20 protein-coding genes are annotated in these 23,305 nt (G+C 31.2%); 8 read left to right on the top strand and 12 right to left on the bottom strand.

What is annotated here, in order from left to right; genetic code table 11:
• The first annotated feature begins 67 nt into the window (after positions 1-67).
• Positions 68-394 (top strand): YegP family protein, encoded by a 327-nt coding sequence (locus FH779_RS02860; RefSeq protein ID WP_114999163.1) that lies wholly within the window; start codon positions 68-70, stop codon positions 392-394.
• A 109-nt stretch (positions 395-503) separates the two neighbouring features.
• Here the strand turns inward: FH779_RS02860 and FH779_RS02855 are convergent, their stop codons facing one another.
• Positions 504-968, bottom strand: a complete 465-nt coding sequence (locus FH779_RS02855; RefSeq protein ID WP_114999161.1) for a Dps family protein — start codon at positions 966-968, stop codon at positions 504-506.
• Between the two features lie 252 nt (positions 969-1,220).
• Here FH779_RS02855 and FH779_RS02850 point away from each other — a divergent pair, with 252 nt between their 5' ends.
• Positions 1,221-1,757 (top strand): hypothetical protein, encoded by a 537-nt coding sequence (locus tag FH779_RS02850; protein ID WP_180905986.1) that lies wholly within the window; start codon positions 1,221-1,223, stop codon positions 1,755-1,757.
• 45 nt (positions 1,758-1,802) lie between these two features.
• Here the strand turns inward: FH779_RS02850 and uvrA are convergent, their stop codons facing one another.
• Together uvrA and FH779_RS02840 are read right to left on the bottom strand one after the other, a co-directional pair.
• Positions 1,803-4,628, bottom strand: coding sequence for an excinuclease ABC subunit UvrA (gene uvrA, locus FH779_RS02845; RefSeq protein ID WP_180905985.1), 2,826 nt, complete (start codon positions 4,626-4,628; stop codon positions 1,803-1,805).
• A gap of 86 nt (positions 4,629-4,714) precedes the next feature.
• A complete protein-coding gene (locus FH779_RS02840; RefSeq protein WP_180905984.1) occupies positions 4,715-5,752 on the bottom strand; it encodes a GyrI-like domain-containing protein in 1,038 nt (345 codons plus the stop codon).
• A 104-nt stretch (positions 5,753-5,856) separates the two neighbouring features.
• Between FH779_RS02840 and FH779_RS02835 the strand changes: the two genes are divergently transcribed.
• Both FH779_RS02835 and gdhA read left to right on the top strand, forming a co-directional pair.
• On the top strand, positions 5,857-6,447 hold the full coding sequence (locus FH779_RS02835; protein WP_180905983.1) for a DUF937 domain-containing protein: 591 nt from the start codon (positions 5,857-5,859) through the stop codon (positions 6,445-6,447).
• Positions 6,448-6,646: 199 nt separating this feature from the next.
• Positions 6,647-7,996 (top strand): NADP-specific glutamate dehydrogenase, encoded by a 1,350-nt coding sequence (gdhA, locus tag FH779_RS02830; RefSeq protein WP_180905982.1) that lies wholly within the window; start codon positions 6,647-6,649, stop codon positions 7,994-7,996.
• Between the two features lie 87 nt (positions 7,997-8,083).
• On the opposite strand, the gene FH779_RS02825 is transcribed toward gdhA, so the two are convergent.
• Both FH779_RS02825 and FH779_RS02820 read right to left on the bottom strand, forming a co-directional pair.
• Positions 8,084-8,761 (bottom strand): response regulator transcription factor, encoded by a 678-nt coding sequence (locus FH779_RS02825; protein WP_180905981.1) that lies wholly within the window; start codon positions 8,759-8,761, stop codon positions 8,084-8,086.
• Entirely contained in the window at positions 8,751-10,073 is a 1,323-nt protein-coding gene (locus tag FH779_RS02820; protein WP_180905980.1) for a sensor histidine kinase, read from the bottom strand. Before FH779_RS02820 ends, FH779_RS02825 begins: the two co-directional genes overlap by 11 nt.
• Positions 10,074-10,195: 122 nt before the next feature.
• On the opposite strand from FH779_RS02820, the gene FH779_RS02815 reads away from it, so the two are divergent.
• The gene (locus FH779_RS02815) at positions 10,196-12,562 is read left to right on the top strand and encodes an outer membrane beta-barrel family protein (protein ID WP_180905979.1); all 2,367 of its coding nucleotides are present in this window, start codon (positions 10,196-10,198) and stop codon (positions 12,560-12,562) included.
• Positions 12,563-12,609: 47 nt separating this feature from the next.
• A complete protein-coding gene (locus tag FH779_RS02810) occupies positions 12,610-13,068 on the top strand; it encodes a GNAT family N-acetyltransferase (protein WP_180905978.1) in 459 nt (152 codons plus the stop codon).
• A gap of 28 nt (positions 13,069-13,096) precedes the next feature.
• Here FH779_RS02810 and FH779_RS02805 read toward each other — a convergent pair whose 3' ends face one another.
• The 7 genes from FH779_RS02805 to FH779_RS02775 all read right to left on the bottom strand — a co-directional run bounded on the left by FH779_RS02805 (position 13,097) and on the right by FH779_RS02775 (position 19,446).
• Entirely contained in the window at positions 13,097-13,573 is a 477-nt protein-coding gene (locus FH779_RS02805) for a DUF4252 domain-containing protein (protein ID WP_180905977.1), read from the bottom strand.
• Between the two features lie 10 nt (positions 13,574-13,583).
• Positions 13,584-14,285 carry a hypothetical protein gene (locus FH779_RS02800; protein ID WP_180905976.1) on the bottom strand — a complete coding sequence of 234 codons (702 nt, stop codon included), beginning with the start codon at positions 14,283-14,285 and terminating at the stop codon, positions 13,584-13,586.
• Complete coding sequence (locus FH779_RS02795) at positions 14,257-14,766, bottom strand: RNA polymerase sigma factor (protein ID WP_180905975.1); 510 nt, start codon at positions 14,764-14,766, stop codon at positions 14,257-14,259. Before FH779_RS02795 ends, FH779_RS02800 begins: the two co-directional genes overlap by 29 nt.
• A gap of 125 nt (positions 14,767-14,891) precedes the next feature.
• The gene (locus tag FH779_RS02790; RefSeq protein ID WP_180905974.1) at positions 14,892-15,641 is read right to left on the bottom strand and encodes an SDR family NAD(P)-dependent oxidoreductase; all 750 of its coding nucleotides are present in this window, start codon (positions 15,639-15,641) and stop codon (positions 14,892-14,894) included.
• Positions 15,642-15,645: 4 nt separating this feature from the next.
• Positions 15,646-18,471, bottom strand: coding sequence for a DUF748 domain-containing protein (locus tag FH779_RS02785; protein ID WP_180905973.1), 2,826 nt, complete (start codon positions 18,469-18,471; stop codon positions 15,646-15,648).
• A 63-nt stretch (positions 18,472-18,534) separates the two neighbouring features.
• A complete protein-coding gene (locus tag FH779_RS02780) occupies positions 18,535-19,161 on the bottom strand; it encodes a carbonic anhydrase (protein ID WP_180905972.1) in 627 nt (208 codons plus the stop codon).
• 6 nt (positions 19,162-19,167) lie between these two features.
• Positions 19,168-19,446 (bottom strand): GNAT family N-acetyltransferase, encoded by a 279-nt coding sequence (locus FH779_RS02775; protein ID WP_180905971.1) that lies wholly within the window; start codon positions 19,444-19,446, stop codon positions 19,168-19,170.
• Between the two features lie 269 nt (positions 19,447-19,715).
• Between FH779_RS02775 and dnaN the strand changes: the two genes are divergently transcribed.
• Positions 19,716-20,834, top strand: a complete 1,119-nt coding sequence (dnaN, locus tag FH779_RS02770) for a DNA polymerase III subunit beta (RefSeq protein ID WP_180905970.1) — start codon at positions 19,716-19,718, stop codon at positions 20,832-20,834.
• A 36-nt stretch (positions 20,835-20,870) separates the two neighbouring features.
• A complete protein-coding gene (gene pheT, locus FH779_RS02765; protein ID WP_180905969.1) occupies positions 20,871-23,300 on the top strand; it encodes a phenylalanine--tRNA ligase subunit beta in 2,430 nt (809 codons plus the stop codon).
• Positions 23,301-23,305 lie beyond the last annotated feature (5 nt).

Raw genomic sequence — 23,305 nt, 5'->3', positions numbered from 1 at the left:
AATTATCAAATAATTTTTATAAATTTATATCAATCAACAAGATAAAATATTTATAAAAAATTAAATTATGTTCGAAATTTATCAAGACAAAGCAGGAGAATATCGTTTTCGTTTGAAAGCTAAAAATGGACAAAATATTTTAGCAAGCGAAGGTTATAAACAAAAAGCAAGCTGCGAAAATGGAATTGAATCTGTTCGCAAAAATTCTCAAGATGATTCTAAATACGAATTAAAAGAAGGTTCTTCGGGTAAATGGCATTTCAATTTAAAGGCAACAAATGGTCAAGTAATTGGAACAAGCCAATCGTACGAAACTGAATCTGGCGCTAAAAATGGAATTGCTTCTGTAAAAACAAACGCTGCTGATGCAGAAGTAAAAGAAGTAGAAGGTTAATTACAAACCGTTATAAAAAGCTGAAGCCTTGGATAAATCCAAGGCTCAACCTAATTAACACTAATATGAATTAACACTAAAAACTTATGAAGTAAAATAATGTTCAACTTTATTTTAGATGCGATCTAAGCATCCAAGCAGTTTTTTGATGTTGTTCTAATAAACCAACTAAGAAATCCGAAGTTGAAATATCATGAAACTCATCAATTTCTACTACAGCCTGTGCCAAAAAGTCAATAATAACTTCGTGATCGTGTAGTAAATCAGCAATAAAACTTAAACTATCTTTGTTTTCAGTTTTTCTTGTTTCTGATAAGTGAGCTAACTGCAAATACTCTGCCATAGTTGCTGGTGCATAAACATCTTTTTGACGAATTTTTTCTGCAACATCATCTATAACAATTTGTAACTCGTTATATAACGATTCAAAATACACATGTATTGTCTGAAAATCAGGACCTTCTACATTCCAATGTGCATTTCTTGTTTTTAAGTATAAAATATGTTCATCAGCTAATAATTTAATTAAAATATCAGCGATTTTTTGTTTTTTTTCTGGCGATAATAATTTCATATGATTAAATTTTATATTGTCTATTTGATTAACTTTACTAATGCAAATATAGAACCAGAAAACGAATGAATTATAGATTTATCAAATCTTATTTCTATTCTTTTATAATTAAAAACTATGAACGACTCGAATTAACTTAAAATAAATAATGATGTTTACTTAAAAACAGAATTACTATTTTTGATGAGACAAATTTATAGTGGTTTTTTCAATTAGAGCCATTTTTAAAAGTTAAAAATTAATTAAATTTCTATGAAAAAGTTTCTTTTATTTATCATTTCTTTAACCCTAAGCTATACTGCTTTTTCTCAAATTAATCAAAATCAAACGCTTAATAATAATTGGCGTTTTGGAGGTGGTTTGGGACTATCTTTTGGGAATAATAGTTATTTTGGGTTTAATATTTCTCCAAGTGTTGGATATATGGTTGCAAACAATTTAGAATTGGGTGCGACAGCAGGTTATCAGTATGCGAAAGATGACTATGTAAAGCAAAATTTGTTTAATGTTGGTCCTTACATTAACTTTTTTCCAATCGAGAACATTTTCTTGAGAGCCAACTATATGTACTACACAGGAAAACAAAAGTACAACGATCGTACGCCATATTACAACAGTATTTATGAAACTGACATGGACGAATCTGCGTTATGGTTGGGAGCTGGATATCAATCGAATGGACCAGTAAGATTTCAAGCTGGCGTGATGTACAATGTTTTATATAAAGAAAACGAAAGTATATTTTCTTCAGGATTACAACCTTTTATGGGTGTTTCAATCGGATTATAAGTCATAAAAAAATCCATCTAAAAATTTTTAGATGGATTTTTTTATTTATTTCAATTCGTCTGTCAAGAATTTTCCTGTCACACTTTTCGGATTCTTAATGATTTCTTCTGGCGTTCCTTCTGCCACAATTTTTCCACCTTTGCTCCCTCCGTCTGGACCAATATCAATCACATAATCAGCTAATTTTATCACATCCAAATTATGTTCGATAATGATAACAGTATTTCCAAATTCTACAATTTTATTGATTACTTTCATCAGCACATTAACATCTTCAAAATGCAAACCTGTTGTGGGTTCATCTAAAATATAAATTGTTTTTCCTGTTTGTTTTTTAGCCAATTCTGTTGCTAATTTCACACGTTGCGCCTCTCCTCCACTCAATGTTGTCGACTGCTGCCCAAGCGTAATGTAACCCAAACCTACATCTTGCAACATTTTGACATAACGATATATTTTCGGAATCGCTTCAAAGAATTCTACCGCTTCATTTACCGTCATTTCTAACACATCCGAAATCGATTTTCCTTTGTAACGAACCTCCAACGTCTCACGATTAAAACGTTTACCATTACATGTTTCACATTCGACATGAATATCAGGTAAGAAATTCATTTCAATCACACGCAAACCTGCTCCTTGACAAGTTTCACAACGCCCACCTTTTACATTAAATGAAAAACGTCCAGGCTTGTAACCTCTAATTTTGGCTTCAGGTAAATTTGTAAACAACGTACGAATATCAGAGAAAATTCCCGTATAAGTCGCAGGATTAGAACGAGGCGTACGACCAATTGGCGATTGATCCACTTCGATTACTTTATCCAAATGTTCTAAACCTTCGATTTTTTTATAAGGCATCGGATCTTTTTCTGCTCTAAAGAAATGTTGATTCAGAATTCTGTACAATGTTTCATTAATCAATGTTGATTTTCCAGAACCTGAAACCCCTGAAACCACAACCAATTCACCCAAAGGAATAGTAAGATTTACATTTTTTAGATTATTTCCAGATGCACCAAAAAGTTTCAATTCTAATCCATTACCTTTTCTTCGTTCTTTTGGAATTTCGATTTGTAACTGATTGTTTAAGTATTTTGATGTTAATGTATTTGATTTCAACATTTGTTCCGGTTCACCTTCCCAAACAATTTGACCACCATTTTTTCCTGCCTTTGGTCCAACATCAACCACATAATCCGATTCTAAGATCATGTCTTTGTCGTGTTCTACAACCAAAACTGAATTTCCTATATCGCGTAATTTCTTCAACGAATCAATCAATCTGACATTATCGCGTTGATGTAAACCAATACTTGGCTCATCTAAAATATACAACACATTTACCAGTTGAGAACCAATTTGAGTTGCCAAACGAATTCGCTGCGCTTCGCCTCCAGAAAGGGTTCTCGAAGAACGATTAAGACTCAAATAATCTAATCCGACGTCTAATAAAAAAGATAAACGCGTATAAATTTCTTTCAGAATCTCGTGCGCAATTTGTTGTTGATTCGACGTCATCGAAACTGGCGCATTTTCAATCCATTTTTGCAACGATTGAAGATCCATTTCCGCAACTTCTCCAATGTTTTTACTGTCAATTCGGAAGAAAAGCGATTCTTTTTTAAGGCGTTTTCCTTCGCAAGTTGGACAAATAACTTTCTTTCCAAACTTTTTGCTAATCGAACTTGAAGACGGATTATTTTTATCTTCCATTATTTCAGAAAGAAATTCATTCAATCCTTCAAAATCGATTTTATATGTTTTTTTGACTGATGCAAATTTAAGATCGACATTCAAAGTTTCTTTCAAACCATTCATTACATCATCAATTAATGCTTGAGGAAGTTTTTTGAATGCTACTTTTTGGTCTACATTATGTTTGACAAAAATCGCTTCCAATTGTTTTTCTATTCGAGAAGATGATTTTAGCGCTTCAAATAATTCTTCCAAATTATCAAACAACGATTTTTCGCTATCTTGAAATAATTTTTCGTGATTAACCACTTTCAACTCGCCTAAACCTGTACAAGTTGGACAAGCTCCTTTTGGCGAATTGAACGAAAATGTATTCGGTTCTGGCAACGCATATGACATTCCTGTCGATGGACACATTAATGAACGAGAAAAGAATTTGGTTTCATTGGTTTCGTAATCCAAAATCATCGTAATTCCATTTCCTTGATGCATTGCATGATCGATACTTGAACGCAAACGTTGATCATTCACCTTATCATTCAGCAACATTTTATCCACCATCAATTCAATATCATGCGTTTTGTAACGATCTAACATCATTCCTGGTGCAATATCTTTCAACTCGCCATCAATACGCATTTCAAGAAAACCTTTTTTAGAATATGTCACAAAAACCTCTCGATAATGACCTTTTCTTGAACGTACAATTGGTGCTAAAATTGCAATTTTCTTTCCGCTGTATTGTGCACGGATCAACTCAATGATTTGCTCTTCTGTGTAAGCAATCATTTGTTCGTTTGTTTCAACAGAGAAAGCCGTAGAAGCACGCGCATACAACAAACGAAGAAAATCATAAATTTCTGTAATTGTACCAACAGTAGAACGCGGATTTTTATTGGTCGTTTTTTGCTCAATTGCAATAACTGGTGACAAACCATCAATTTTATCAACATCTGGACGTTCCAAACCACCTAAAAATTGACGCGCATAAGCCGAAAAAGTTTCGATATAACGACGTTGTCCTTCTGCATAAATCGTATCAAAAGCCAACGAAGATTTTCCACTTCCACTTAAACCCGTGATTACCACAAGCTCGTTTCGAGGAATCTTTACATCAATATTTTTTAGATTATGTTCACGTGCACCGTAAACTTCAATAAAATCTTTGTCCATGTTCGTTTGTAAGAAGTTGCAAAAATACAAAAAAAGCCACATTTCTGTGGCTAAGTGTACTTTAAAAATTGTTAATTCTTAAGTATTTATTGTTTTTTAATTGGAATATAAATTCGAGAAATTAGTTTTAAACTATCAGTTTCCTTCGGATCGTTTAACATAATTTCTAATTGCTTTGTATCCAATTGTAGTTTTTTCGATTTTGCATAATTCTTCATTTTTTCGATTGTTTGTGCACGTTTAGAACGAGGTCCTAAATGCAATGTTAACAAATAATCTCCACCAGGAACAACCACTTTTTTCATCTCTTTTTGTAAAGGCAAATCTTCTATTAATTGTATTCCTGCAAAAAATGTTGTTTTATCTTTTTCTTTATCAAAATCAGTAAAATAGACATATGGGAAACCTAAATCGAAATCAAAACCACCTTCATCTTTATTCATTAATGATTTATAAATCACCTCAAAAGCGCCATCCACTTTATCCATTATATCTTTTTCTGCTAAACTTGACTGCTTACGAATTGCTAATAAATTTGTTCGACCTAATTCTACAATTCGATATTCACCATAATTCAATCGACCTTCTTTTTGATCCTTATCTAATCTAACTTTCACTTTTTGATTGAGGTTATCCAAAGATTTTTCAAATTTAGATTCAGGATTTTTGAAAAAAGCAAAATAGCGGTAGAAATAAGGAATTTCTTGACTTAAATAATTCAATTTTGCAGTTGTTTTTCCATTTTCTTGTTGTTCAAATTTAACATTAAGACTATCTAATTTTTCCCAACCATCATATTTTATCGTATAATTAACGAAACGATTTATCGAAAAATTTTCAATCGTTACTTTTCCAGAAGCAATTGAAGCATCTTCAGAATCCCAAATCATATAATTTTCGTCCTCTTCTTTTGTATTAGAAAATTTCTTGATTGTCAAAGAATCCGCAGCTGTAAATTGTTGCCATTTCGAAAATTGACGAAGATTATAAAATTCGTCGTACACCAAACCAACAGGGGCATCAAATTCATATTGCATTTCTTCATCGAAACGACTTGGTAAAACGATTGGCAATAAAGCCAAAACCGCAATAATGATTACTAAAAAAAGATTTATTTGTTTCATTTACAAAATTGATTGTACAAAAATAGAAATACTTTGTAGGACTCTTAATATTAATCTGAATTAATCTGTTAAAAATAGTATATTTGAGTAAATAATATAAACTTATGGACTTTACAAATTTAATTCAGGGTGCAATGGGACAACAAATTGTTGGTTCTGCTGCAAAACAATTAGGGATTAATGAATCTCAAGCTCAAACTGCTGTTGCAGCAGCTGTACCTTTTTTATTGTCTGCTTTAAATAAAAATGCACAAGGCGGAGGTGCTGAAGGAATTTCGAATGCTTTAAATCAACATGACGGGAGCATTTTGGATAATCTTTCTGGATTTTTAGGTCAAGGAGGAAATCAACAAGATGGATTAGGAATTTTAGGTCACGTTTTAGGAAATAAACAACAAAATGTAGAATCTGCAATTTCTCAACAATCTGGATTGAATACAGCACAAGTTACTCAAATTTTAGCGTTAGTTGCACCAATTGTAATGGGCTATTTGGGTAAACAAAAACAGTCTGCTGGATTAGATTCAAATGGAATTGCTGGTTTATTAGGCGGTTTAGTTGGTGGTTCTACAACTCAAACAAACCAAAGTGGAGTAAATTTAGGTGGTTTCGAAAAATTGTTAGACCAAGATGGTGACGGACAATTAGGAATTGGAGATGCTATGAGTTTATTGGGTGGATTTTTCAAAAAATAAGCCTTGTCTTAAACTGAATAAAAATACAAAATTTATTAAGCAGGAAATTTTCCTGCTTTTTTTGTTTCAAAAATTATCAACCTAAAGATTCTGAGTAGTCAAAATTATCAACTTCATAAATATTAAAAGTTTACTTTAAAAAATATGTTATTTTTTTTATTGTTAATTGTAATTTTATCAATAATCAAACACAAATAACATGGATACTTTATTTTACTCAGAAAAATTCATTCAAAGAATTAAATCAAAAAACCCAAACGAAAAAGAATTTTTACAAGCAGTTGAAGAAGTTTCCGAAACCATTTTACCATTTGTAGAAGAAAATCCTAAATACAAGAAATTCAAAATTCTTGAAAGAATTGCAGAACCAGAACGCATTATTCAGTTTAGAGTAACTTGGGTTGATGACAAAGGCGAAATCCAAATCAACAAAGGTTATCGTGTACAAATGAATTCTGCGATTGGTCCTTACAAAGGCGGTTTGCGCTTTCATCCGTCTGTTAATTTATCTATTCTTAAATTCTTAGCTTTTGAACAAGTTTTCAAAAATAGCCTGACAACTTTACCTATGGGTGGCGGAAAAGGTGGTTCTGATTTTGATCCAAAAGGAAAATCTGACATGGAAATTATGCGCTTCTGCCAATCTTTTATGAGCGAATTATCTCGTCATATTGGTGCAGATGTAGATGTTCCCGCGGGTGATATTGGCGTTGGAGGACGAGAAATTGGTTATTTATTCGGTCAATACAAACGAATGCGAAACGAATTTACAGGTGTTTTAACTGGAAAAGGTTTGGAATATGGCGGTTCTTTGATTCGTCCTGAAGCAACTGGTTACGGTTTATTATATTTTGTAGAATGTATGCTAGCCGAAAAAAAAGAAACCTTAAAAGGTAAAACTGTTTCTATTTCTGGCTCTGGAAATGTTGCACAATATGCTGCTGAAAAGTCTCTGGAATTGGGTGCTAAAGTGGTAACACTTTCTGATTCTTCTGGATATATTTATGATGAAGATGGTTTTGACACAGAAAAATTAAAGGTCATTTTCAAAATTAAAAATGATAATTATGACAGAATCTCAAAGTATGTTGATTATTATCCAAACGCTAAATTTTTCTCTGACCAAAACCCTTGGAAAGTCCCTTGTGATATAGCTTTGCCATGTGCTACACAAAACGAATTGGATTTGCAAGATGCTCAAACTTTACATCTCAACGGATGCAAATTGGTTGCAGAAGGTGCAAATATGCCAACAACTCCCGAAGCGGTTCATTATTTTTTGGATCATCAAATTTTATACGGACCTGGTAAAGCTGCAAATGCCGGTGGTGTTGCGACTTCTGGATTAGAAATGTCTCAAAATTCGATTCGTCAAAATTGGAACAGAGAAAAAGTAGATTATCGATTAAAAGAAATTATGATCAAAATTCATCACCAATGTAAAAAATATGGAAAAGGTGAATTTCAAGAAAATATAAATTATTACAAAGGCGCTAATATAGCTGGTTTCGTAAAAGTTGCCGATGCTATGATTGCTCAAGGAATATAAAAATCCATTTATAAAATTCGGTTCCCTTTACTGAATTTAGAATTCAATTGTTTGTTATTAAAGCTGAACTTCTGTTCAGCTTTATTTTTAGAGAGGAAAATTAATTTTAAACCCAATTCCACGAACTGATTCAAATTTTATCGTTTCATCGTTCTGAAAATATTTGCGCAAACGTGTCATAAAAACATCCAAACTTCTACCCATAAAATAATCGTTTTCGCCCCAAATTTTTTCTAAAATCTCTTTACGGCTCACTAATTTTTGATTATTCTGAATCAAGAAACTCAACAATTCTGCTTCTTTTTCTGTTAACTGAAATTTTTCTTCTTGATAAGATAATTGCAATTGATTTGGATGAAAAACATAAGTTCCAATTTTAATCAATTCTTCTAAAACAGGTTGATTTCTTTTCAAAATATTTTTTATTCTCAAAACCAATTCTTCTGGATCGCAAGGTTTTGTGATGTAATCATCTGCACCTAATTTCAAACCTAAAACACGGTCAAAACTTTGCGCCTTAGCTGTCAAAAATAAATAGGGAATTGTAATGGTTTCGGCTAATTTTTTCGCTAAAGAAAAACCATCAATTTCTGGTAACATGACATCAAAAATGATTAATTGAGCTGATTTTAACAATTCTATTTCCTTCAATAATTTTTGCGGATGATCAAACCAAGTCACTTCAAAATCAGAAAATTCGAGATATTGTTTGAGAACTGTTCCCAAATCTTGATCATCTTCTACTAAAATTAATTTAGTTTTCATTCTGCAAAACGATTAAAAATTGAACACCTTTGTCTTTATTATTCTGAACGCTAATTGTTCCTAAATATCGTTCGATTGTATTCTTGACCAAAAATAATCCAACACCCAAACCGCTTACATTTTGGTTAACAGAACGGTTTACACGATAATATTTATCAAAAATAAATGACAAATCATTCGTTGGAATTCCAATTCCATTATCCGAAAAACTCAATTTTATTTCTTTTTGAAATTTAAAGTTTAATACAATTTCAGAAGCGCCATATTTCACTGAATTTTCAATCAAATTCTGAGCTATTTGTTGAAAATCTTTTGTTCTTAATACATTATTTTTCTCGAAAATACTTTGATGAATAAGTTTAACTTCTGGATATTGAAGCTGAATATTTTGAATAATTTCACTCAAAATAACCTCATCTAACAACTCAGAATTTTCGTCATTTTTTACAAAAATAGAATCGACAGTTTGCTCCAAACGATTAATTTGTCGATTCATCATTTGTTTCGTTTCTTGATGTTGAACTTGATGCAGAGCAAATTTCATCGTCGTAATTGGCGTATTCAATTCATGCGCAATAGAATCTATTGTCAAATGTAATTGATTGATTTTTTCTTCTTGTCTCGATAAATTTTTAAGGCTTTTCCAATACAAAAAGACAATTAATCCAACAATCAACAAACTCACAATGATTAAAGGAATAATTTTTTTGAGAATTAAAAATTTAAGATTTAATAACTCATAATACGTTTGTGATTTCACTTTGTATTTATGTCGTACACTTTCATCAATTCCTAAATCAGAATCTTTTTGATTACTAATATCATCGGAACTCCATACGCTTTGATTAATCGATTTTGGATGATTTATTTTGGATGATGTACGATACATAACCAACGGTTTGTTAGGTAATAATTCCTTATTATTGATTTCATCATAAATAGAATAAATTTCCATTTTCAGCGCAATTTGATAATTCTCTCCTTTGGAATAAAAATCCACTAACGAATCTACTTTAGACGTAAATATTTGATGATTATTATTTATTTTAAAACGAATAACATTCAGTTCATCAAACTGTTTATCCTTTTCATGTGATAACATCTTAAAACTATTAATCAAATTATCTTCATCGATTACTTTCTGGATTTGATTCATTTCATCTGCAACTTTCAAAGCAATTTCAGACGCCTCTTTATTCATATCTTTTTCTATCAAACGATACGAATTGTAGATATAATAGGCTTGCAATGCAACCAAAACAATCAATGCAAAAGAAAAAATAAATGTATAATGTTTTTTAGATAATTTCATAAGCTTTTCATCAATTCAAAAATACATTGTTTTCGCACATAAATTACACATTAACTCATCGTTAACCGTTCATTAACCAAGTAAAATCGAAACTTGAAAGAGATTTGTTAAAAATCTGAACCATGAAAATAGTAATGACATTTTTTCTGCTACTTCCAAATTTAATTTTCGCACAAATTATTTCTGGAAAAATTATCGATGAACAAAATCAACCAATCAAAAATAGTTCTATTGAAGTTGAAATTCCTTCACAAGATCCAATTATAACTGAATCAAACGAAAATGGCGAATTTAATTTTGAGCTTCATCAAGCACAATCATTTATAATTTATATTAAAGAATTTGGTTACCAAGAATTTGAAAAGACATATCAAGCCAACTCAGAAAATTCTTTGATTATTACACTTCAAAAAGATGAAACAATTAACTTAAAAGACGTTGTTGTTTCTAGTCAAAAACCTTTGTTGAAACGAAAAATTGATCGGATAGAATTTAATGTCGAAAATACGCCTTTGCAAAATTTAAGTGCTTGGGATATCGTGAAAAACACGCCAAATGTTCTTCTAAAAAATGAACAGTTAAGTGTGAGAGGAAATACGCAAATTTTGGTTACGATTAATGATAAAAAAACATTAATGTCGCAAGATGATTTGAAACAATTGTTGGAAAACACTGATGGCGCAACAGTTTCTTCGGTTGAAGTAATTACCAATCCACCTGCAAAATATGAAGCTTCTGGAAGCGCGATTATAAATATTAAAATGAAGAAAAATGTTCTTTCTGGTTACAAAGGACAAATTGCAACACGTTATCATCAATCTATTTATAGCAAAGGAATGCTGGGTACTACCCAATCTTACAATACAGAAAAATGGCAATTGACAGGAAGTTATTATTTTGTGAATGGAAAATATGTTCGTAAAAATTTTGATGTAACAACTTATGAAAAAGATCAAACACGTTGGGAAAGCGACATGATCCGTCGAACAGTTGCGAAACAACAACATATTTACAACTTTGCTTCTCAATATTCAATTGATAGTTTACAGAATTTTCAGTTTGGAATAAATGGTTCTAGAAATCCTGCTTCAATTGGGAATTATAACGTTCCGACAAATATTTACAATACAACGAATAATCAACTTGAATCATTTTATACAACACAAAATCATCGTCGCGAAGCTTCAAATAATTTTAATACGTATTTGGTTTATGACAAAAAAAATGGGAAAAATAATTTGACTTGGAGTAACAATTTTAGTCATCGTTATTACAAAGAAAATCAAGATGTTTTAACAAAACTGAATTTCAAAGATAAACCTTATGAAGAAAATCGTTTTTTGAGTGCTGCACTTCAAAAATTGAATCTATTTTCTACACAAATTGATTATAGTTTCACTAATGAAAATTTCGGCTTGGAAGCGGGAGCGAAATATAGTTTTGTAAAGAATGATAATGATTTGGATTTCTTTGAATCGATCCAAAATCAAATCGAATATCAACCCGAAAAAAGTAATATTTTTAATTACAAAGAACAGATTTTCGCCTTATATATTTCTGGAAATTACAAATGGAAAAAATGGGAAACAAAAGCTGGTTTGAGATCTGAAACAGCTCTTATAAATACGATTTCTGATAATCCAATTAGCCAAAATAAACGAACAAATACCGATCTTTTTCCAACTTTATACGTCATGTATAATTTTGAAAATGCTGGACAAATTGGTTTGAATTATGGAAAAAGAATTGATCGACCTAATTATAATTTCTTGAATCCTTCAAAATCATATTACAATCTATTTTCTTATTTTCAGGGCGATGCCAATGCGATTTCTACGATTATCCACAATTTGAGTTTATCCTACACTTTGAAAGATTGGAATTTCGAAACCTATTATCGATACGAAAAAGATCCGGCAATGGAAATTTCATTACAAAATCCTGAAACTTTTGAAACTGTTTATCATTTTACAAACATCAAAAATGGAGAAGCTTTTGGAGCAAATCTTTCGAAAAATTTTAATCTAAAATCGTGGTGGAAACTGAATTTATTTGCGATGGGAGAATATAATCAAAACTATTATTTTGGTCCAGATAATCTGCAATACAAAAACGATGTCTTTTTTTATCACCTTTCATTGAGCACGCAATTGGATTTAGACAAAGCAAAAACATTTAATATTTCGGCAGGATATCAATATAATTCGAAGGCAATTCAAGGTTCGTTTGATATTAGTTCTTCTCAAAACACCTATTTGATTTTAAACAAAAAAATATGGGATAAACGTTTCGAAATTGGTTTGGTTTTCAATGATATTTTCAAAACTGATCGCAATACGATTTCTACGAAATATGCGAATCAAAATCAGTATTTCAAAGATTATCGCGATACGCAATATTTTATGTTGAATTTAAAATACAATTTCGGAAATCAGAAAGTAAAAGATGCGAAACAAGCGCAAAAAACCGCTGAACAAAATAGAATTTAGCGTTACAAAAAACGTAAGTTTTATTAAATTTGAACAAAAGCAATAAAATGAATTCAGTAAAAATTATTCGAACAAATTCATCTAACAAAGATTTTCAAGAATTGGTAACAGAATTAGATAAAGATTTAGCGATAAGAGATGGAGAATCTCATTCTTTCTTTTCACAATTTAATAAAGTTGATAAGATAAATCACGTTATTATCACCTATTTAAACGAAATTCCTGTTGGTTGTGGTGCAATAAAACATTATTCTGACACAACGATGGAAGTGAAAAGAATGTATGTAAATCCTGATTTTAGAGGAAATAGAATTGCGGCAAAAATTCTGAATGAGTTAGAAAATTGGGCAATCGAATTGGATTATGAACGATGTATTTTGGAAACTGGATTGAAACAACCCGAAGCAATCGCTTTGTATGAGCGATGTGATTACACAAGAATCGAAAATTACGATCAATACAAAGATGTCGAAGAAAGTGTTTGTTATGAGAAAATATTGAACTAAAAAAGCTGAGCGTTGCTCAGCTTTTCTTTTATTTATTCCCTTCTTTTACCATTTTATTCATTTCGGATGCCGTAATTTCACCATCCATAATCATGTACATTTGTTGATCGTCGCTATTAATGCTCATCAACACATTTTTAAAAACTTTTGCATTTGCATTTTCTGTTAAAAAACGAATTTTACTTCCGTCCTTATTTATCGACATCAATTCCTCTAATTTCATTTTATCAAAAGCAGATTTCACTTGATTTTTAGCATCTTTGTTCGTGTTATCAATCATAATCATTTTGATCGAATTCATTTTTTTGAACAAGCCATCCAAATCTTTCAAATCAGAATCATTTGCCGTCATACTTCCCATCATACTAAACATTGCTTTGTTTATGGTAATCGTTGTAACGCCTTTTTTATCCTGAAATTGGTTGTAAATATCGACGAATTTATTTGTCTGCGCATTTGCAAATCCAACAATGAATAATGCAAAAATGAATACATATTTTTTCATATTTTTATTTTTAAAGTTCTATTGATAATGATTTTAATTGTCCGATTGCCTTCGCTCCTTGGTCTACATTTTTCGAAAATAATTTCATTGTAGAATAAGCCAAAGCTTTCGCTTCTTCCATATTTTCAACTGGTTGACCATTTACAATCACAAAATCTGATGAATATTTTTCTGCGCTTTCAGGCTTTATAATCTCTTGCTCAATTGGTTGAATGGTTGATTTTTTATTTTCTTGTTTAATTGATTTTGTCTCTTTTACAAATTGCGAAACTTCGTGTTTTATCTCAATATTATTTGGTTCAGAAATCACTGTATTAGGCTCTTCTCCTGTTTTTTCTTCTTTATTCTTAACAACTTCTACTTCTTTTTTTTGAGGCTCAATTATTTTCACAATTTCTTGATGATCTTCAATTTTATTTGTTTGATTCAAGAAGAAAAATAATCCAACAACAAGTAAAATGGATGCCGCAATTCCCGAAATTTTCCATAGAAAAAATTCTTTCGATTTTGATTCTTCTATAACTTTTGGTTGATTTTCTTCAACTTTTGTCATAAAATCATCAAAACTTAATTCCATTTTGACTTCTTTTTCCTCTTTTAATGTTTCAAAAAAAGAATCATTTTCATTATTTTTCAACTGTTTTTCTTGATCATCGGTTAATTTTCCCTCAAAAAAATCGTCTTTATTTATAATAGATTGCTCTTTCTTCATTTTCAAAAAAAACTTCTAATTGTTCTCTTACTTTTTGTCTTGCTCTCATCAAATTTACTCGAATTGCATTTTCTTCCATTTCCAGAATTTCAGCAATTTCTTTTATTTCGAGTTCTTCTACATCTTTCAGATGCATTACTTTGCGTTGTTTGTCTGGTAATTGATTAATCAAATTTAGAATAATCGGTTTTATTTCTTGTGGATCTTCTTGAATACTCAAATTGATTTGCGTTGTATTTTTATAATTCTCTCGAACATCAAATTTTCGTAATCGATTTATACATTCATAATTTACCATTCGCATTGCATAAGCCTCAATGTTGTCCACTTCAATTAACGAATCGCGTTTTTCCCACAATTTCATTAATATTTCTTGCACAACATCAAACGCTTCATCATCACTAATCAAAATCCTACGCGCAAAACGATACAGCTTATCCTTGTGGACAAATACCGATGTTTTAAACGTTTCTTGATTCATATTGAGTGCTTTTACTAATAAGACAGCTCAATACTAAAAAGTGTTACATCGATTTTGAAACTTTTTTCGAATAAAATAAAAAAGCCTCTAAAATAGAGGCTTTCAATTGAATATATTTTAATAAATTATCCTTTATAAATAACAGTTCCTCCAGCTTGCGCTTTTGGAAAGATTGTAACATCGGCAATTTGTACATGTTCTGGTTGTTGCAACAAATACTCTATTGCATTTGCAATATCCTCTCCAACCAATGGCTCAAAACCTTTGTATACATTATCAGAAAGTTCTTGATTTCCTTTGAAACGAACCAAAGAAAATTCTGTTTCCACTGCTCCTGGCGCAATATTGGAAACTTTGATTCCGTAAGGCAACAAATCATAACGCATTCCTTTGCTCAACGATTCTACTGCCGCTTTCGACGCACAATATGTTCCTCCATTTGGATAAACTTCTTTTCCTGCAATCGACGAAAGGTTGATGATATGCGCATTTGATGATTCTTTAAGAATTGGAATAATTGCTTTCGAAACGTAAATTAATCCTTTTACATTGATATCAATCATCGCTTCCAAATCTTCCAAATCAGCTGTATCAAAAGGTGCTAATCCGTGTGCATTTCCTGCATTATTGATTAAAACATCAATATTTTTCCACTCATTTTCTAAACTTTCTACTGCATTAAAAACAGCTTCCTTGTCTCGAACATCAAATTGAATGGTTTTAACTTCCGTAATTTGACTCAATTCTGCCTGAATTTCATCTAATCGATCTTGACGACGCCCACACAAAATTAAACGATAATTTGGTGCTAATTTCTTTGCTGTCGCCATTCCTATGCCAGATGTTGCTCCGGTTATGAAGACTGTTCTTTTCATTTTCTTAAATAATTAAAAGTGCTTTTTTAAGACCGTCTAAGATACAAGCTAAAAAGAAATTAAAAAATGATTTATCCTGTTTTCGTTCGATATTTTCTACTTTTTCTTCTTTCATTTTTCCACGAGAATCATTCTTTACCGCCGCATTTCCAACTGCTGATAATAATTTCCTTTTCGAACCATCATCACGCAAAACATTCACTTTCAAATTTTGATAATCTATTCCAAAATTTCCTCCAGCAACTTTATCATTTCCATCAAAATTAAATTTTATTTGATTGAAAAATCCGTCTACAGAAACCTTAAGATATGGTTTCACAAAAGGATCGAGATTTTTTGCAGGAAGTTTTGAAATTGAACCATTGATATTAAATTTCTCTGAACGATTCATTGGATTAAATGTCCAATTTGCACGCAAATCTCCATTCATAAATTCTGAACGCCAATCAACATCAACGTCTGGTAAAGATGTTTTACGATAACCCGAATTGACATTTTTAACCGTTGCGTTTATAGATGAAAACGTCAATTTTCCTGTTCCGATACTTTTAGCCGTTTCCTCTTCATATTCTAATTTAGAGTTGACCAATTGCAATTGTTTCACCCCTAAATCAAATTTCATTTCGCGTAATTTTTGTGAAAACATTGTTTTACGTTTTGTGTCATCAGGCGGAACCAAACTTCTATAAATGTTAGCATAAAGCTGGTTCAATTTTATTTGATTTGCTTTCAAAAAGAAATCTTTGGATGGAGAAATTCCCCACTGAATTCCATTTCCTTGTAATTGATTGACAGAAACAGTGTATAAATCGGCCTGTTTATCTAATGAAGCTGTATACGCTTTTCGAGAAAGTTTTGGTGTTAATTTTAATTGGTTTAAGGTCAAATTCCCATTCTGAAACTGCAAAGTTCCAGTATTCATCTTATACGTTTTTCCTAAATCGAAATCAATTCCCGAAGATTTCAGTAATACAGATTTATAAGAAAAAGGAATCGCTTCTTGAATTGTTTTTGGATCAACATTAATATGATTAAATGCTAACTGAATTTGCTTCAATGTTAAATTCGGCGTTTTTTGTTGATAAGGAATCACATCTAAATGTCCATTTACCAACGAAATTTTATCAACTTTTATAACATCATTAAACTCTTTTGAGGTTTTTCCTTCGCGCTGCGCCACTCGTCTTGGCTGTCCATAAATTGTAAATTTTGGATTTTTGAAAATAACATGATTAACATGAAATTCTTTCCCATAATCATTTTTCAATCCTAAAACCGTCAAATTAACATTATTGAAATCAAATTTTTGTGAAGCAATAAAACGAGATTGCTTGATTTGAATCGTATCAATTCCAAGATTAAAATTAATCAAGAACTTTTCTGTTGCTTTTTCAACTTTCTTCGCAATAACTTTTTCATTCTTTTGATCGATGATTTTCACATTTACCTCATCCAATTTGATTGAATTTGTATGAAAATAGAAATCACCATTTTTTATTCCCCAACTGTTATTATTCAACGTCAAAATTGGCGCTTCGACATCTAATAACGTATTTGATTTTGTATAGTTTCTATTAAATTGATTTTTTGAAATCAATGGTTTCATTTTGAAATTTTTCAGAATCAATTTCTTTTCTGTCAAATCAAAATTAGATGCTGTTAATGTGTGCATTTCATTCAATCGATAATACATCGAATCCAACTTAATACGGAAAGTTTTGTAATCAATCGGAATATCATTTGTTCGCGTCAACGCATTCATTTTTATTCCTTCGATATTTAATGCAACATTGTTTATTGCATATTTTACCGTTTTTGCATTAGAGAAAAGTGAACGAATTTTACCGTTTTCTATTTGCAATTTTTTGATATTAATTAACTCCGCATCTTCCGTTTTTATGCTTACTTTTTTGATTGTTTCTTTCTCAACTTTATTCTCTGGTTTAGCAGAAATAATGGTAATTTTTGGATTTTTGAATTTGATTAAATCTGTTTTAAAATATAATTTATCTTCCGAAGTAAATCCCCAATCCATCTTGGAAAGTGAAAGAAGTGGTGATTCAATATCCAATAAATCATTTTCAGAATCGTTTGGAACGTACATTTTTCCGTTCATTTTGAGCGGTTTCATCAAGAAATTGTCCAACTCAAAATCAGTTTCATTAAAACGAACTTTTCGTGCTCTAATCAATTGTTGATCTTTTACTACAAAAAACATCGAATCTAATTTGATGTCAAAAGCAGAATATCTGAACGGAATTTTTTTGTCCGCTGTTCGCTCATTGAAACGAACGCCGTCGAAATCGATCGAAAAATTAGAAACATTTGCAATATGTTTTTTTCCAGATTGAGAATACAAATTAAACTCGCCATTGTTGATATTCACATTGGAAACATCAATACTTTGCCCAACTTTGGATTGTGCTGTATCTTTTTTGACCGAATCTTTTTTCTCTTTAAGATAATAATTTACAGAAGGATTATTGATGTTGATTGAATAGGCAGCAACTTCTTTTTTGGTAATTAATTTTATAAAATTGATACCGACAACATTTATTTCTTTGACTTTTCCTGTTGCGTCAATCGAATCCTTTATTAACAAAGAATCTTTGGGAGAAACTTCGACATTTTTTAGCGATAAAGATGAATTAAAAATAGAAAAGCTCAAATCTTCGTAAGTCAGATTATAAGCCGTATCGTTTTTTTCTGCAATGATTTTTGGAAGTCGATCATTCAGAAAATAGGAGATGTAAAAACTTAAAATAAAAAGTACCGCAATAATAGAAATTAAAGCGATACCGATTCTTTTTATCCAACGGTTGTTAATCATTGATATAGTTTGGTTAACAGTCTTAAAAACAATTATTATACCAAATATAACAAAATGTTAAATTTATTCGTTGATATCGTAGATTTCTTTGATATTTTCTAAGATTGTATCGAAGTTTAAATTCAAATCAATTAATTTTCCAGTAAACAAATCGAACACCCAACCATGTACTTCTAATCCATTTTCCATTGCACGTTGTACAAAAGGATTTTTTACCACATTTACACATTGTTCTTGTACATTTAACTCTACCAAACGGTTGTAACGCATTCCTTCGTTTTCGATTGCATTCAATTCTTCTGAATGTAAACGATAAACATCACGAATATTACGCAACCAAGGATTCATAATTCCTAAATCTTTCGGAATCATTGCAGATTTAATCCCACCACAATTATAATGTCCACAAACTACAATATGTTTCACTTTTAGGTGTTCTACCGCATAGTCCAAAACAGAAGTGGTATTCATATCCAAACTAATTACCATATTAGCTATATTGCGGTGTACAAAAACCTCCCCTGGCTCCGCTCCCAACAACTCTTCTGCCGTCACACGACTATCTGAACAACCAATGTAAAGCACTTCTGGATTTTGACCAGCCGAAAGCTTATCAAAATATTGCTCGTCTTGCCCTAAACGTTTATTTACCCACTCTTGGTTGTGTTCAAAAACTTTTTCTAAATTCATAATTTTCTAAATTACATCTTGCACTTCTGGATGTTTACCAACATAAACGCTCACATAACTACAAAATGGTATGATTTTCAACTGATTTTTTCTTGCATAATCTACAGCTTCTAACACTAACTTTTCTGCCAAACCTTGCCCTCTCAATTTGGGATTAACACCTGTATGATTAATCAACATTTGTTCTTCTTTAAGCATAAAAGTTAATTCGCCAACTTCTTTATTATTCTCATCAAGAAGTATAAAAACGCCGTTTTTTCCTTCTAAATTCAATTCAATTTTCATAGAATATTATTTTAAATTCAAATTAATCTTTTTGGATGAGATTTGGTCAAAAAGATTTGTTAAAAGTCTCGATATACAAGACAAATTTACGGGTGAAAAGTTTTTAATTCAAAGAAAATTTAAACAAATCATAACAATCAATTTACAATCATCTTTCTATTTGATAATCAACAACAAGCCATTCTATATAATATTTAATGTATAGGTTTGAGTTTTTTACTTGATTATTTATTACATTTGTTAGATATATTTAAGGAAATATTCTTCATATGAAATTTATTGTATCGAGCAACACGTTATTAAAAAATGTTAACTTAATCGGAGGAGTTATTAACTCTAATAATACTTTACCAATCCTTGATAATTTTTTATTCGAATTGGATGGTAGCCAATTAACTATCACTGGTTCTGATTTAGAAACAACAATTTCAACAACTTTAGAAGTTGAGTCTAATGATAATGGAAAAATTGCAATTCCATCAAAAATCTTAACTGACACGTTGAAAACTTTCCCAGCGCAACCACTTACTTTTATCCAAAAAGAAGGAAATACGTTGGAAATTGTTTCAGAACAAGGAAATTACCAGTTAGCATTTGAAGACGCAAACGAATATCCTCAAACACCAGATATCGAAGACGCAAGCTCTACAACACTTAGTGCAAGCATTTTATCAGAGGCTATTATCAAAACTATTTTTGCGACAGGGAACGACGAATTACGTCCAATTATGACAGGAGTTTTCTTCCAAGCAAATGCAGATGTTTTCCGTTTTGTTGCTACAGATGCACATCGTTTGGTAAAATACACTCGCAACGGTTTAGATAATTTACAAGCTGCTGAATATATTATGCCTAAAAAACCACTTAACTTATTGAAAAATATTTTAGGAGGAAATAATGACGATGTAACAATCGAATACAACAACACAAATACACGCTTTTCATTCCAAAACATCGTATTAACTTGTCGTTTGATTGATGGTAAATATCCTAATTATGAAGCGGTAATTCCAAAAGAAAATCCAAACGTATTAACGATTAACAGAAACTTATTCTTAACATCTTTAAAACGTGTGGCAATTTTCTCTAACAAAACAACAAACCAAGTTCGATTAAAATTAGTTGGAAATTCATTGACAATTTCTGCTGAAGATATCGATTTTGCAAACAAAGCAGAAGAAAGACTTCCTTGTGATTACAACGGAACTGACTTACAAATTGGTTTCAATTCTCGTTTCTTAATCGAAATGTTGAACAATTTACAATCAGAAGAAATAACATTGGAAATGTCTGAGCCAAATCGTGCAGGAATCATCAAACCAGTTGATGGACTAGAAGATGGCGAAGAAATCTTAATGTTAGTTATGCCAGTTATGTTAAACGCATAATCAAAAAGAATACATAAAATTCATTTATACAATACAATGAAAATTTCATACAATTGGCTAAAAACCTACATTGATACAGATATCACACTTGATGAAGTGTCTGCTACACTTACAAGTACAGGTCTTGAAGTAGAAGGTGTAGAGCAAGTAGGTGGAGCTAAAAATTATTTGGAAACCGTATTAGTTGGTAAAGTTTTATCAGCTGTACCTCATCCAAATGCAGATAAATTAAAAGTTACTAAAATAGATTTAGGAGACGGAAAAGAAACGCAAATTGTTTGTGGTGCTCCTAATGTTGCAGCGGGTCAAAATGTACCTGTGGCAACTGTCGGAACGGTTTTACCTTCGCCAGATGGTGAATTTAAAATCAAGAAGGCAAAAATTCGTGGTGAAGAATCTTTCGGAATGATTTGCTCTGAAGTAGAATTAGGAATTGGTACAGATCATTCTGGTATTTTAGTTTTACCAGAAGATTTAAAACCTGGAACTTCTACGTTTGATCTTTTCGGAAAAAATGATGAAGTTGATCACGAAATCGAAATTGGTTTAACGCCAAATCGTGCAGATGCAATGTCACATTTCGGTGTAGCGCGTGATTTACACGCTGCTCTTAAAACTCGTGATATTGCGTCAACATTCAAAACATATGATGTATCAAATTATCCTACGACAGATTTCGGAAAAAGCCCTATTTCTATCGAGGTTAAAGATACAGAAGCAGCGCCTCGTTATGCAGGTGTTTACTTAAAAAATGTAAAAGTTACTGAGTCGCCAGATTGGTTAAAAAATCGTTTGAAAGTTATCGGATTATCGCCAATTAATAATGTGGTTGATATTACCAATTACATTTTACACGATTTAGGACAACCTTTACATGCTTTTGATGCAGCTAAAATTGAAGGAAATAAAGTGATCGTTCAAAAATTAGCAGAAGGAACAAAATTCACAACTTTAGATGGCGTTGAACGTACATTAAAAGGACATGAATTGATGATTTGCAACGAAAATAATCCAATGTGTATTGCGGGAGTTTTCGGAGGAAAAGATTCTGGAGTTTCAGATGCTACGACAACTATTTTCTTAGAATCAGCATATTTTGAACCTGTAACAATTCGTAAAGGTGCAAAAGCACATGCGTTGAATACAGATGCTTCTTTCCGCTTTGAACGTGGAATTGATCCTAACACAACAATCGATGCATTGAAAAAAGCTGCAATGATGTTAGTTGAAATCGCTGGCGCTGAAATTGCATCTAATATTGATGATATTTACGAAAATCCAATTCAAAACTTTAATGTAAAATTACGTTTACATAAAGTGGTTGAATTATTAGGAGTTGAAATTCCAGAACATAAAATAAAATCGATTTTAGAGAATTTAGAAATTAAAATTTTGGCAGAAAATGATGGAATTTTAGATTTAGAAGTTCCTGCTTATCGTGTAGATGTACAACGTGATGTGGATTTGATTGAAGATATTTTGAGAATTTATGGATACGATAATATTGAAATTCCTTCAAAATTCTCGTTTTCTTATGTTCCAAATCAAAAAGTTAGTCCAGATAAAATCGAAGATTTTATTGCGCGTCAATTGATTTCTTTCGGATTCAATGAAGCGATGAATAACTCGTTAACGAAAAAAGAATACGAAGAAGTTTTCTTTTATCCAGAAGGAGAAAGTGTTGCCATGTTAAATCCGCTTTCGGCTGATTTAGCTGTAATGCGCCGCACTTTGTTGAATGGTTTATTAGAAAATGTTGCGTTTAATATCAACCGTCGTAATTCGGATGTTAAATTATTCGAATTTGGGAAAGTTTACCGCAAAATTGATGGGATTTACGAAGAAAATAAATGTTTAGGAATCGTTCTTTCAGGAAACTTTAATAGCGAATCGTGGACAGGAAATTTACGTAAAGCTTCATTTGCTGATTTAAAAGGTTTGATTAAACAAATTTTTGTTCGATTAGATATTCAAATTACAGATGAATTACCTGCAAAAGATGATAATTTCTTAGATGGAATTGAGTTTATTTCTAGTCAAAAATCATTAGGAAAACTAGGAATCATCAGCAAAAAATTAGCGAAAAAATTAGGCGTTAATCAAGATGTTTTCTTTGCTCAATTAAATTGGGATGCAATGGTTGCTTTAGCAAACAAACACGATTTGAAATACAAAGAAATCTCTAAATTTCCAGGTTCTCGTAGAGATTTAGCTTTATTACTTGATTCTTCTGTGAAATATGAAGAATTGTACAAAGCGACAAAAGAAGTGAAAACGAATTTGTTGAAAGCTGTTAATTTATTTGACGTTTACGAAGGAGATAAATTGCCAACTGGTAAAAAATCGTATGCTTTAAGTTTTATGATTCAAGACGAAAATAAAACATTAAGCGATCAAGAAATTGATGGTTTAATGAATAAATTAATCAAATTGTATCAAGAAAAATTCAACGCTGAGTTGAGATAAAATAT

This window comes from Empedobacter falsenii (assembly GCF_013488205.1).
Taxonomy (GTDB): Bacteria; Bacteroidota; Bacteroidia; order Flavobacteriales; family Weeksellaceae; genus Empedobacter; species Empedobacter falsenii_C.
This window is presented reverse-complemented; position numbering and strand designations above follow the sequence as displayed.